The sequence below is a fragment of the Phytomonospora endophytica genome (genome assembly GCF_014202425.1).
In the GTDB taxonomy this organism is placed as follows: domain Bacteria; phylum Actinomycetota; class Actinomycetes; order Mycobacteriales; family Micromonosporaceae; genus Phytomonospora; species Phytomonospora endophytica.
In genome coordinates, this window is record NZ_JACHGT010000011.1 from 168,702 (window position 1) to 181,618 (window position 12,917).

The window sequence follows — 12,917 nt, forward strand, 5'->3', positions numbered from 1 at the left end:
ATGGTCCAGTCGATCGACCACGTCGCGCTCCTCCCGGCCTACCTCGCCGCCGGGACGGCCGTTCTCGTCCTGCTCGCCGACCTGTTCCTCGCCCGCCGCGCGGTCACCCTCGCCGCGGCGGCCCTCGGCACGGTCGCGACGGCCGCCGGGGCGCTGTGGGTGTCGTCGCTGGGGGAGCGGGAGACCTTCTGCCTGGAAGGCGGCTGTTCCTTCGTCGCCGACGGGACGGGCGCGCTCGTCGCGGTCGTGTTCAGCGTGCTGACGCTCGGAGTCGTCGGGCTGTCCTGGCCGGCCCTGCGCGACCCGGAAGGCCCGCCGACCGGCGAGTACCTCTTCCTGCTCGCCTGCTCCCTGACCGGCGGTGTCGTCCTCGCCTACGCGCGCGACCTCATCACCATCATCGTCGCGCTGGAGACCCTCACCCTGCCGCTGTACGCCCTGGTCGGGCTGCGCCGCAAGAGCGTGGCGAGCGCCGAGTCGGCGGTGAACCTCCTGGTCGTGTCCGTCATCTCCAGTGCGGTCACGCTCATGGGCGCGGCCCTGCTGTACGCGGTGACCGGGGCGGTCCACCTCGACGAGCTGCGGCGCGACCTGGGCGGGCCGACCACCGACGCCGTCGCCACCCATGACCCCGGCGCGATCGACCTGCCGCTGACGAGCGTCGCGGTCATGCTCGTCCTCGTCGGCATCGCGTTCAAGATCGCGGCCGTGCCGTTCCACGCGTGGGCGCCCGGCACCTACGACGGCGCGCCCCTGCCGATCGCGGCCTACCTGTCGACGGCCTCGAAGCTCGGCGGGGTCTTCGCGCTGTTGCTCATCGCCGTCGGCGGTCTGCGGCCCGCGCTGGATCGTTCCGGCGTGCTCCTCGCGGCGATCGCGGTGGCGACCATGTTCGTCGGCAACCTCGCCGCCCTGCGCCAGACCCGGATGGTCCGGCTGCTCGCCTTCTCCTCGATCGCGCAGGCCGGGTACATCCTCGCGCCCCTCGGCGCCTTCGCCATGGCCGCCGGGCGCGAGGAGGACGCGATCACCGCGGCCGTCGCCGCGACCCTGGCCTACACGGTCTTCTACGTCGTCCTCGAACTCGCCGCCTTCGCCGTCGTCATCGCCGTGCGCGGCTCCGCGCAGGGCGGCCTGATCAGCGACTACGCGGGCCTCGCCCGGCGCTCGCCGGTCCTTGCCGGGGCCTTCGTGCTCGCGCTGATCGGCCTCGCCGGGCTCCCGCCCGGCATGGCGGGGCTGTTCGCGAAGGTGACGGTCGTCGACGCCCTGCTCGAAGGCGAGGCGGTGTGGCTGGCGGTGGTCGTCGCGGTCAACGCGGTCATCGGGCTGGTCTACTACGTGCGCGTCGCGGGCGTGCTGGTGCGGGCGGGTGAGGGCGCGGTCGCGCCCGGGCCGCGCGTACCGTGGCCGGTCGCGCTGACCCTGGGGGCGGCGACCGTCGCGGGCGTCGTGGTCGGGTTCGCGCCTCAGCTGGTGCTGGGGGCGGCGGGGGGCTAGCCCGCCACGTGCAGCCCGAACCCGCTCGTTCCCGGCCGCTCCAATCCGGGCTTGAGCCGCAGGGACGGCATCGTGTAGTCCCCGAAGTTCTGCCGGCGGAACGGGATCGGCGCGGTCGTCTCCAGCGTGAGCAGGCGTTCGCGCCAGGCCTTGGCGGCGACGGCGAAGTCCTCGTCGGTGTAGCGGTCGACGCGGTACACCACGAACGGCGGCAGCGCCTCGATGCCCGGGTAGTAGAGGATCCCGTGGTGGATCGGGAACAGCAGGTCCTCGATGGGGCCGTTGATTCCCCGCGCGGTGTAGTGGGCCTCGGGCCCGCCGACGGTCACCGACAGCAGCGCGCGCTTCCCGGCCAGGGTCCCCTCGCCGTAGCGGTCGCCGTACCTGGTGTCGTCGTGCACACCGACGCCGTAGCCGAACCCGTAGGTGAACACGCGGTCCACCCAGCCTTTGAGGATCGCCGGCATCGCGTACCACCACAGCGGGAACTGGAAGATGACCGTGTCGGCCCACCGCAGCTTCTCCTGCTCGGCGAGCACGTCGGCGGTGAGTTCGCCGCGTTCGAACGCGCGGCCGGAGTTCCGCACGACCCGCAGTGGGCTCTCCGCGGCGGCGCCGAAGTCGTCGGCGTCGACCTGTGCCTTCCATTTCATCGCGTACAGGTCGGACACGCGCACGTCGTGCCCGGCGCCTTCGAGGGTCTCGACGGCGACGTCTTTCAGGGAGCCGTTGAGCGAGCGCGGCTCGGGGTGGGCGTGGACGATGAGAACCTTCACGGGCTTCCTCCGGTCGGTGGGACGTGCCTCGATCCTGTGCGTTCCGGCGCGCTTCGTTCAGGGGCGCTTCCACCGTCGGACCGGACTTCCTGGTATCGGCGGGACCAGGTTCGCGCGCGCCGGCCGGCGCATACTTGCCCGATGGACGACGCCGCCGATCTCAGCGGGTTCCTGCGCACCAGGCGAGCCCGCGTCGACCCCGCGAGCGTGGGGATCCCCGTCGACTCCCGCCGCCGTGTCACCGGCCTGCGCCGGGAGGAGGTCGCGCACCTGTCGGGCGTGAGCGTCGACTACTACGTCCGCCTCGAACAGGGCCGGGCCCGGCAGCCTTCCGAGCAGGTTCTCGACGCCCTGGCGCGCGTGCTGTGCCTCGACGACGTCGAGCGGCTCCATCTGCATCGCCTGGCCCGGCCGCCGCGCGAGGGCGCGCCGCCCGCCGGGGGCGTGCGCCCGGAGCTGCGGCGTGTGCTCGACGCCTTCGACGGGGTCCCGGCGATGATCGTCAACCACCGTCTCGACGTGCTGGCCGGGAACCGTCTCACCGAGCTGCTCTACGGGCTCGCGGCGCCCGGTTACAACACGGCCCGGCACATCTTCCTCGACGAGGGCGCCCGCGACCTCTACGGCGACTGGGAGAAGTGCACCCGCGACGTCGTCGGCCACCTCCGGCACTCCGCCGGGCGCTTCCCCGACGACCCGCTGCTGGTGTCGCTGATCGGTGAGTTGTCCATGGGCAGCGACCGTTTCCGGACGCTGTGGAGCCGGGCCGACGTGCGCATGCGCACCTTCGGCCGCAAGGTCTTCCGGCACCGGATGGTCGGCGAGCTGGACCTGCACCAGGAGAACTTCGCGCTGCCGGGCGCGCCCGGGCAGGAGCTGGTCGTGCTGACCGCGGCCGTCGGCAGCGAGGCCGAGGCGGGCCTGCGGCTCCTGGCGAGTCTGGGCGGCGCGGAACTAGGTCACTCTGTGTCCACCATCGCATCCACAGGTAAAACTCAGCGCAACGGGTAACAATTGGATCACGACCTTTCCATTGGGAGTGATCGATGCGCTACCTCAACGGCCTCAAGACCGCGATGCTGCTCGGCCTGCTCTCGGCCCTGATCATCGCCGTCGGCTACTGGTTCGGCGGCGGGACCGGCGTGATCATCGCCGCCGGGATCGCGCTGGTCATGAACGGCGTCTCCTACTTCTTCTCGGACAAGATCGCGCTGCGCTCGATGCGGGCCCAGCCGGTGTCCGAACAGCAGTTCCCCGAGCTGTACCGGATGGTCCGCGAGCTCGCCGACCGCGCCGGGCAGCCCATGCCGCGCCTGTACGTCAGCCCGACGGCCCAGCCGAACGCCTTCGCGACCGGCCGTAACCCCAAGCACGCCGCCGTCGCGGTGACCGCCGGGATCGTCGACCTGCTTGACTACCGGGAGCTGCGCGGGGTGATCGGCCACGAGCTCTCACACGTCTACAACCGCGACATCCTCATCTCCAGCGTCGCGGGGGCCCTGGCCAGCATGATCACCATGATCGCCAACCTCGCGCTGTTCCTGCCGCTCGGCGGCAACTCCGACGGCCCCAACCCCGTCGTGCTGCTCCTGACGATCATCCTCGGCCCGATCGCGGCCGGGCTGATCCAGATGGCGATCAGCCGCAGCCGCGAGTACCAGGCCGACCAGTCCGGCGCCGAACTGTCCGGTGACCCGCTCGCCCTCGCCTCGGCTCTGCGCAAGATCGACGCGGGCGCGAGACGACTGCCGATGCGCGCTCAGGGGCCCGTGACCAGCTCGGCGCACCTGATGATCGCCAACCCGTTCAGCGCGGGTGGCATGGCGAACCTGTTCTCGACGCACCCGCCGATGGCCGAGCGGGTCCGGCGCCTCGAACAGATGGCCAGCGCGGTCCGTTAGCCGGCGACCAGCACGATCTTCCCGCGCACCGGGCCGTTCTCGCCGAGGCGCTGGGCCTCGGCGACCTCGGTGAGCGGGAAGGTCCGCACGTCGGGCGGCGTGAAGCGCCCGGACTCGACCAGCCCGCCGATCTCGTCGAGGGCGTGCAGGACACGGCCGTCGTCGCCCCTGCTGAAGGTGACGCCGTGGGCTTCCGCGCCCGCGAAGTCGGCGATCGTGACGACCCGTTCCGTCCCGCCCGCGAGCGCGATGAGTTCGGGCAGGACACCGCTTCCGGCGACGTCGAGCGCCGCGTCGACCCCGTCGGGCGCCAGCGCGCGGACCCGCGCGGTGAGCCCTTCGCCGTAGGCGACGGGCTCGGCCCCGAGCGAGCGGAGATGCTCGTGGTTCGGCGCGCTCCCGGTGCCGATCACCCGCGCCCCACGCGCGACGGCGAGCTGGACGGCGGCACCGCCGACGCTCCCGGACGCGCCGTTGACGAGGAGCGTGTCGCCCTCGCCGACCCCGAGCCGGTCGAGGGCCCGGGTCGCGGTCTCGACGGCCGCCGGCAGGCTCGCCGCGGTCGCGAAGTCGAGTGCGGGCGGGACGGGCGCGTAGTGGGCCAGTACCGCCAGCTCCGCCTGGGCCGCGGGCTCGGCGGTGAAACCGAACACGCGATCGCCGACGGCCACGCCCGTGACGCCCGCGCCGAGCTCGTCGACGACGCCGGCGGCCTCATGGCCGAGCGTCTGGGGGAGCTCGGGGTCCATCAGGCCCGCGCGTTTCTTCCAGTCACTGGCGTTGACCCCGGCCGCACGGACCGCGATCCGGACCTGCCCGGGACCGGGACGCGGGTCGGGCACGTCGACGATCTCCAGAACCTCGGGGCCGCCGAACACGCTGAAACGGACTGCCTTCATGTCCGACAGTCTGCGCCCCGGCGGCGCGCCCTAGGCCCGGATCCGCAGGACGAGCCGGGCCAGGATCTCCGGCGCCCGCAGCGGCAGCAGGTGGTCGGCGCCGGTGACGGTCACCAGCTCGCAGTCCGGGATCCGCGCGGCGACCTCGATCGCGCAGCCGTTGACGAGGGGATGGTCGAGGTCGCCGAGCACGACCGCGGCCGGGACGTCGATCTCGTCGAGCCCGTCGAAGGCGGGCGGGTCGGCCTCGGCCAGCCCGTCCTGCGCGAGCATCGCCAGCACACCGCTGCGCAACTGGGCCTCGACGGCGTCGGAGAGCCCCGACCGTGCCCAGGTCTCGCGGCCCAGATCGAGCAGGCCGTCGACGTCGCGCTCCTCGTAGAGCTCGCCGAAGCGCGCGAAGTAGGGGTCGCCGAAGTCCCACGGGTAGTCCGACACGCCCGGGGACACCAGCACCAGCCCGGCGACCTGCTCGGGTTCGGCGACGGCCAGGGACAGCGCCGTCGCCGCCCCGCCGCTGCTGCCCACGAACACGGCCTCGTCGACCTCGCAGTGGTCGAGGACGTCGAGGAGGTCGTCGTAGACGCTGAACGGGGAGGCGGGGGCGGGCGAGAGCCCGTGGCCGCGCGCGTCGAAGCGGATCGTGCGGACGTCGTCGGGCAGCAGTTCCAGCAGCGGCTCCCAGATCGCGGAGTCGCCCCATCCCGGGTGGAGCAGTACCACCGGGAGGCCGTCGCCGCCTGAGTCGTCGACCCACATGGGATCAATCGTGCACCCCATCAAGGCCGCGTACAAGAAAGGTGGCACACCGTCAATAATCCGTCACACCACCTGGAAGTCTCCCGGGCGTGCGCACATGCTCGGCCCTGTGCTCACCACGACCCCTCCGCGCACCCCCGACCGCGACCGGCACCGCCTCTCGGTCACCGGCGGCCTGGCCGCCCTCTCCCTCGACGCCATGGCCTCGGTCGCCTACGGGCCCGAGGCGATCGTCCTCGTCCTCGCCGTCGCGGGCGGCGCCGGTCTCGGCCTGACCGTCCCCGTCACGATCGCGATCGCGGTCCTGCTCGCCGTCCTCGTCTTCTCCTACCGCCAGGTCATCGCGGCCTTCCCCGACGGCGGCGGCGCCTACGGCGTCGCCAAGGCCCGGCTCGGCCGACCGGCGAGCCTCGTCGCGGCGGCCTCGCTGGTCTGCGACTACGTCCTCAACGTCGCGGTGTCGGTCGCCGCCGGCGTCGCCGCGCTCACCTCGGCCTTCCCCGCGCTCCTGCCGCACACGGTGTGGCTGTGCCTGGCGGTGCTCGCCGTCATCACCCTGGTGAACCTGCGCGGGGTCGCCCACAGCGCCCGCGCGTTCATCGTGCCGACCGCGGTCTACGTCGCCGCCATCGTCACGGTCATCGCCGTCGGACTGTTCCGCGACGCCCCGGCCGTGTCGGCCGCCGCACCGGCCCAGCAGGAGACGCTGCGAACGGTCGGAGTCCTGTTGCTGCTCAAGGCCTTCGCCAACGGCTGCGCCGCCCTCACCGGCGTCGAGGCCATCGCCAACGCCGTGCCCAGTTTCCGCAAACCGCGCGTGCGACGGGCCCAGCACACCGAACTCGCCCTCGGCGGCCTGCTCGGGGTGATGCTGATCGGCATCGCCGCCCTCATCGGGAAGTTCGGCGTCCACCCCGTCGCGGGCACGACCGTCCTGTCGCAGGTCACCGACGCCGCCCTCGGCCACGGCGCCGCCTTCTACGTCGTGCAGATCGCGACCATGGTGCTGCTCGCCCTGGCCGCCAACACGTCCTTCGGCGGGTTGCCCGTGCTGGCGAGGCTTCTCGCCCGGGACCATCACCTGCCGCACGTCTTCGCCCTGCGCGCCGACCGGCAGGTCCACCGCCACGGCGTGCTCGTCCTGGCGGCGCTGTCGGCGGTGATCCTGGTGGTCGCCGGGGGCGCGATGAACACGCTCGTGCCGCTGTTCGCGATCGGCGTGTTCGTCGGCTTCACCCTCGCGCAGACCGGGATGGTGCGGCACTGGTGGCTGCACCGCGACCCGGGATGGCGGTGGCGCCTGGCACTCAACGGTTTCGGCGCGGTCCTGACGGGTGTGGCGACCGTCGTGACCACCGCGACGAAGTTCACCGAGGGCGGCTGGCTGATCGTCGTCGCGCTGCCGCTGCTGGTGTGGCTGTTCACGCGCGTCCGCCGCGCCTACGAGAAGATCGGCCGCGAACTCGGCGTCGGCGAACTGCCCGCGCCTCCGCGCGGGGAGAAGCCCGTCGTCGTCGTGCCGGTCCTCGGCGTCTCGGCGCTGACCGGTGAGGCCCTGTCGGCGGCCATGTCCCTCGGCGGTGAGGTGATGGCGCTGCGGGTCGTGTTCGGCGACGAGCCGCGCGAAGGCGCCGGTTTCTTCAAGGAGTGGGACGCCTGGCATCCCGACGTCGCGATGACGATGGTCTACTCGCCGACCCGCGACCTCGGAGACCCCGTCGCGCAGTACGTCCGCGACGAGTACGCCGGCCGCCGGGTGGTCGTCCTCATCGCCGAGTTCGAGCCCGCGCACTGGTGGCAGCGGGTTCTGCGCAACGGCCGCGGAACCGTGATCGACCGGGCCGTCCGGCGCGGCACCGACGCCGTCGTGTGCCGCTACCGCCTCCGTCTGACCAGGCCGTTCCCGACTGCTCCGGCCGCCGGGACGGCGCCGATGTGAAACGAAGCCGGTACGCGCGGCGGATGCCTCCGTCGCCCGTTCGATTGACGTCGCACAAGGTGTGAGTCGAGGTGGGCGAAATTCGTTCTAGAGTGCACTTTCCGCACTCGCTCCACTGTGGAGGAAAACGATGCCCGCGATGACGCGGTCGCGCCCGGTCCCCGCCGAAGACCCCCGACTCACCGCCCTGGCCGATCAGTGGCGGCAGGTGGCCAGGCACGCCGACTGCGTCGCCGACGGATACCAGACCGCGACCCTCACCTCGATCGAGCTGACCGCCCTCAAGACCGCCATCACCGGAGCCGCCAGGCTCCAGGCGATGCTGCGCGAGACGCCCGACGCCCAGGTCCCCACACCGCAGCCGCTCACCAGGCGGCAGAAGGAGGTCCTCACCGGGCTCGCCTCGGGCGCCGCCCTCACCGACATCGCCGTCGAACTCGGCCTGACCACCGAGACCGTCCGCAGCCACGCCACCCACCTCTACCGGCGGCTCGGCGCCCGCAACCGCGCGCACGCCGTGATCATCGCGGTCCGGGCGGGGATCATCACCTGACGTCCGTCCCGTCCCGCGGAACCGAGGTCGACGGTGGTGTCGGCCCGTTCCGTTCCTTCTGCGCTCGCGGCCTAAACTGACTCCCCCCGAGCCGAGGAGCCCACGCATGCCGCTGCCCACCTGGCCGCACACCGGCGTGACCTGGGCCGACGGCCGGGCCAGTCTGTGCTTCACCTCGCCCGAAGGCCGCGACGAACACGTCCCGCTCGCCCTCGGCGAACGGATCTCCTGGCGCCTGCCGGGCGTCCGCCGCTGCATCGGGGTGTGGATCCCGAGCACCCGCCGCCGCGTCGACTGTCCACATCAGAGGGTCCTGCCGACGGCCCGCGCCGCCGCGCAGTGCGATCCCTGCGAGCGCACCGATCCCGGCAAGGCCCTCGCCCGCGGACAGGCCCTCGACGACCCGCGCGACTTCCGCCTCTACCTCGCCTACTTCGGTCCGGGCCTGGTCAAGGTCGGGCTCACCGCCGTCGACCGCGGCCAGAACCGCCTCACCGAACAGGCCGCGCTGGCCTACACCTGGCTCGCGACCGGGCCGCTGCGCCCGATCCGCCGCGCGGAAATGGCCGCGTCGGCCACGAAACTCGCCACCGAACGCCTCCGGCACCGCACCAAGACGCGCGGACGCTGGCACCCCGCCTTCGACGCGGCCACCGAACTGGGCGAGGCGCACCGGCGGCTCGCGGCGGTCATCGCCGGCGAACTCACCGTCGAACCCTTCGCGGTCACCGACCTGCGCCCCACCTACGGCCTCCCCGGCACCGGCCGTCCCGAACGCGAGGTCACCGACATCGAGTACGACGCCTGCCTCACCGGTGTCCTGCGTTGCCTCGCCGGGCGTGACGCGGTCCTCGACACCGAGCACGGCACGCTGCTGGTCGACCTGCGTCTCCTCGCCGGCCGCACCATCCTCGACGGGGAGGGCGCGCCCACCGACGGCGTCGACATCGCGCTCCTCGACCTCGGCCGCACCCCGGCGCCCGAGCAGGACACCCTGTTCTGACCCGCCGGCGGTCCGGCGCGGGAGCGCTACCATCGAAGGCCGCCCGCCCCCGACCCCGAGGTCCGTATGCCCGCCGAAGCGAAGGACGTCGCCTTCCACGTCCTCGGACCCGCCGCGATCCTCGTGGACGGTCGGCAGGTGGAACTCCAGGGCAAACGCAGCCGGGGCCTGCTCGCCGCGCTCCTCCTCCATGAGGGCCGCGTCGTGCCCTCCGCCGAACTCATCACGCTCATCTGGGACGGCGACGCGCCCAAGACCGCCGCCAACCAGCTCCAGATCGCCGTCCACCGGCTCCGCACGGCCCTGTCGGCCGCCGGACTCGACGGCCGTCTCGGCACCCGCGACGGCGGCTACGCCCTCGACCTGCCCGAAGACGCACGCGTCGACCTGCACGACTTCCGCGAACTGTCGGCGACCGCCGCCGCCCGCGCCGCCGCCGGGGACTGGGCCGCCGCCCGCGACACCGGCCGCGCGGCCCTCGCCCTGTGGAAGGGACCGGCCTGGGACGGTCTCGGCGCCGCAGGGCCACGCCGCGCCGCCGAAGCCGAACGCCTCACCGCCGTCGAGCTCACCCGCGCCGCCGAACTCGTCGGCGGCGACCGGGCCGCGCTCGCCGAGCTGCGCGCGCTGGTCGCCGAGCACCCCTACCACCAGCGCTTCTGGTACCTGCTGATCCTCGCGCTGGCCCTGCGAGGCCGCTCCGCCGAGGCCCTGGAGGCGCACCTCGCGGCCCGCGAGCTGCACCAGCGCGACCTCGGCACGGCCCTCGGGCCGGAGCTGGCGGCGCTGGAGCGCGCGATCCTGCGCGGGGAGCCGCACGCCGCCTTCGACGCCGTGCGCGCCTGGACCTTCGGCGCGGCCGCCCCGGCGTCGCCGGGCGGGCTGCCCGCCGACCTGCGCGACTTCACCGGCCGCGCCGCCGAAGGCGACCACATCGCCGCGATCCTGCGCGCCAACCCCCGGCATCGCGATCCGGCCGTCGTCGTCATCGCCGGGCTCGGCGGGATCGGCAAGACCACCTTCGCCGTGCGGCTCGCCCACCGCCACGCCGGGCTGTTCCCCGACGGGTGCCTGTTCGTGGACCTGCGCGGCTTCGACGACGTCCCGAAGGACACCCACGCCGTCATGGGCGACCTCCTGCACGCCCTCGGCGTCACCGGGCAGGCCGTGCCCGCCGACCCCGACGCGCGCCTCGGTGTCTACCGCTCGGTCATGGCCGGGCGGCGGGTGCTGCTCGTCCTCGACAACGCCGCCAGCGAGGCCCAGGTGCGGCCGCTGCTGCCCGTCCACGCCGCCAGCGCCGCCCTTGTCACCAGCCGCCGCCTCCTCGCCGGGCTCGACGGCGCCTTCGTCGTCGAACTCGACGTGCTCAGCCCACCCGAGGCGATCGGCCTGCTCACCGGCATCCACCGCGGCGGCGGACGCATCGCCGCCCCCGCCGCCCTCGACCGCATCGCCGACCTGACCGGCCGCCACCCACTCGCGCTGCGGATCCTCGGCTCCCGGACCGCCCGCATGACCGGCGGCGACCTCGCCACCGTCCTCGCCCGCCTCGCCGACGAGGGCGCCCGCCTCGACGAACTCAGCGCCGGCGCCGGCCAGGTCCGCCAGAGCATCGGATTCAGCTACGGCGACCTCGGCGAGGACGCCGCCCGCCTGCTGCGGCTGGCGGCGCTCCTGCCCACACCGAGATTCGGCGTCGAGGCCGCCGCCGGGCTCCTCGGCACCGACCTCCTCGACGCCGAAGCAGTGCTCGACGAACTCGCCGACGCGCAACTCCTGCGACCCGTCGACCACGGAACCCGCTACCTCATGCACGACCTCGTCCGCCTCTTCGCCCGCGAACGCGCCGACGACGAAGACGACCCCGCCGACATCCGCGCGGCCCTCGACCGCGCCTTCGGTTTACTCCTCGCCCTGGCCCACCACGCCGACGACGCCCTCGGCTACCGCTATTACCCGACCCCGCCGCCACCCGCGCGAACACCCCGGCCGCACCCCGAGAGCATCGCCGCCGTCCGCGCCGACCCGGTCGCCTGGTTCGAGGCCGAACGCGAACTCCTGTCGGCCGCCGTCGGCCTCGCCGCGCCCGCCACCGCCTGGCGACTGCTCACCACCATGGTCAACTTCCTGGACCTGCACGCCTACAGCCACGACGCGATCGTCCTGATCCGCACGGCGCTCGACCGGGCCGACGGCGACGAGGCGCGAGCCGCCCTGCACCTGGCCCTCGCCCGCACGGCCCGCTCACTCGGCAGAACCGACCGGGCCGTGCGTGCCGCGGGACTCGCCCGCCGCCTCTACCTGCGGCTCGGCGACGACATCCGCGCCGGGTCCGCCACCTGCCAGTTCGCCGAGAACCTCCGCGTCCTCGGCCGGCCCGCCGCGGCCTACACCGCCTACGAGCACGCCTTCGCGCTGCTCACCCCACACCTCGCCGACCGCACCGCCGTCGCCCAGACCGGCTGGTGCCACAAGGAACTGGCCGTCCTGCGGCTCTATACGCGCGGCCCCGCCGAGGCCCTGGAGAGCTTCGCCGAAGGCCACCCCTTCATGGTCCGCGCGGGCGATCGCGGCGGCGAGGCGCGCACCCTCGGCGGTCAGGGCCTGATGAACCTGCGCCTCGGCGAACTCCGCGAAGGCATCGCCCAGACCGAGGCCGCCGCCGTGCTCCTCGCCGAAGCGGGCGACCGCGTCGAGGAGATCTTCGTGCGCGTCGAACTCGCCGAGGCGTACCAGCGCGACGGACGCCCCGACGAGGCCCTCGTGGCGATCGAGCGCGCCGTCGCCGACACCCGCGCCCTGCGCCTGAACGGGCGGATCACCACGGCGCTGTGCACCCAGGGCCGGATCCTGGCCGCGCACGGGCGCACGGAAACCGCGATAGGCCTGTTCGAGGAGGCACTGGGCCTGGTCGGCGAACACCAGCCGGTCTCCCGGGCGCTCGTCCTCGTCGAACTCGCCGAGGCGCACCTCGCGCGGGGCGCCCACGCGCTCGCGCGCGACTACGCCGAAGGCGCCGGAGCGGCCGAACGTATCGGCGTCGACGTCCCCGGGCTGCGCGCCCGCATCGACGCCGCTAGCGGTAGTTCGTGAACTGCAGCGGCACCTCGACGTCGTCGGCGCCCTTCAGCAGCGCGATGACGGCCTGCAGGTCGTCGAGCTTCTTGCCCGTCACCCGGATCTGGTCACCCTGGATCTGCGCCTGCACGCCCTTCGGGCCCTCGTCGCGGATCTTCTTGTTGATCTTCTTGGCGACGTCCTGGGCGATGCCCACGGTGAACGTGCAGTCGATCTTGTAGGTCTTCCCCGACGCGCGCGGCTCACCGGCCTCCAGGGCCTTCAGCGAGATGTCGCGCTTGATCAGCTTCTCCTTGAACACGTCGAGGGCCGCCTTCACGCGGTCGTCGGTGTCCGCGGTGAGGGTGGCCGCCTCTTCGCCGGTGCGCTCGACCGAGGCGTTGACACCCCGGAAGTCGAAGCGGGTGGACAGCTCCTTCGCGGTCTGGTTGATCGCGTTGTCCAGCTCCTGCATGTCGAGTTTGCTGACGATGTCGAAGGACGGATTGGCCACGGTGCTAACTCCT

11 protein-coding genes are annotated in these 12,917 nt (G+C 73.1%); 7 read left to right on the forward strand and 4 right to left on the reverse strand.

The window, feature by feature from the left end; genetic code table 11:
* Entirely contained in the window at positions 1 to 1,500 is a 1,500-nt protein-coding gene (locus HNR73_RS24640) for an NADH-quinone oxidoreductase subunit N (protein ID WP_184789976.1), read from the forward strand.
* Here the strand turns inward: HNR73_RS24640 and HNR73_RS24645 are convergent.
* Positions 1,497 to 2,276 carry an NAD(P)H-dependent oxidoreductase gene (locus HNR73_RS24645; protein ID WP_184789977.1) on the reverse strand — a complete coding sequence of 260 codons (780 nt, stop codon included), beginning with the start codon at positions 2,274 to 2,276 and terminating at the stop codon, positions 1,497 to 1,499. The two genes, HNR73_RS24640 and HNR73_RS24645, sit on opposite strands and share 4 nt — an antisense overlap.
* A 141-nt stretch (positions 2,277 to 2,417) precedes the next feature.
* Here HNR73_RS24645 and HNR73_RS24650 point away from each other — a divergent pair, with 141 nt between their 5' ends.
* A complete protein-coding gene (locus HNR73_RS24650) occupies positions 2,418 to 3,287 on the forward strand; it encodes a helix-turn-helix transcriptional regulator (RefSeq protein WP_184789978.1) in 870 nt (289 codons plus the stop codon).
* 35 nt (positions 3,288 to 3,322) lie between these two features.
* Complete coding sequence (gene htpX, locus HNR73_RS24655) at positions 3,323 to 4,177, forward strand: zinc metalloprotease HtpX (RefSeq protein ID WP_184789979.1); 855 nt, start codon at positions 3,323 to 3,325, stop codon at positions 4,175 to 4,177.
* Here htpX and HNR73_RS24660 read toward each other — a convergent pair.
* Complete coding sequence (locus HNR73_RS24660; RefSeq protein WP_184789980.1) at positions 4,174 to 5,076, reverse strand: NADP-dependent oxidoreductase; 903 nt, start codon at positions 5,074 to 5,076, stop codon at positions 4,174 to 4,176. The two genes, htpX and HNR73_RS24660, sit on opposite strands and share 4 nt — an antisense overlap.
* Before the next feature lie 30 nt (positions 5,077 to 5,106).
* The gene (locus tag HNR73_RS24665) at positions 5,107 to 5,835 is read right to left on the reverse strand and encodes an alpha/beta fold hydrolase (protein WP_184789981.1); all 729 of its coding nucleotides are present in this window, start codon (positions 5,833 to 5,835) and stop codon (positions 5,107 to 5,109) included.
* A 109-nt stretch (positions 5,836 to 5,944) separates the two neighbouring features.
* Here HNR73_RS24665 and HNR73_RS24670 point away from each other — a divergent pair, with 109 nt between their 5' ends.
* From HNR73_RS24670 to HNR73_RS24685, 4 genes are all read left to right on the forward strand, one after another.
* Positions 5,945 to 7,774 (forward strand): APC family permease, encoded by a 1,830-nt coding sequence (locus HNR73_RS24670; protein ID WP_203687003.1) that lies wholly within the window; start codon positions 5,945 to 5,947, stop codon positions 7,772 to 7,774.
* A gap of 139 nt (positions 7,775 to 7,913) precedes the next feature.
* Positions 7,914 to 8,327 (forward strand): response regulator transcription factor, encoded by a 414-nt coding sequence (locus HNR73_RS24675; RefSeq protein WP_184789983.1) that lies wholly within the window; start codon positions 7,914 to 7,916, stop codon positions 8,325 to 8,327.
* 106 nt (positions 8,328 to 8,433) lie between these two features.
* Positions 8,434 to 9,330, forward strand: coding sequence for a DUF2797 domain-containing protein (locus tag HNR73_RS24680; RefSeq protein ID WP_184789984.1), 897 nt, complete (start codon positions 8,434 to 8,436; stop codon positions 9,328 to 9,330).
* 66 nt (positions 9,331 to 9,396) lie between these two features.
* Positions 9,397 to 12,426 carry an AfsR/SARP family transcriptional regulator gene (locus HNR73_RS24685; protein ID WP_184789985.1) on the forward strand — a complete coding sequence of 1,010 codons (3,030 nt, stop codon included), beginning with the start codon at positions 9,397 to 9,399 and terminating at the stop codon, positions 12,424 to 12,426.
* On the opposite strand, the gene HNR73_RS24690 is transcribed toward HNR73_RS24685, so the two are convergent.
* Positions 12,410 to 12,865 carry a YajQ family cyclic di-GMP-binding protein gene (locus tag HNR73_RS24690; RefSeq protein ID WP_221331136.1) on the reverse strand — a complete coding sequence of 152 codons (456 nt, stop codon included), beginning with the start codon at positions 12,863 to 12,865 and terminating at the stop codon, positions 12,410 to 12,412. The genes HNR73_RS24685 and HNR73_RS24690 overlap by 17 nt on opposite strands.
* Between the last annotated feature and the right edge of the window lie 52 nt (positions 12,866 to 12,917).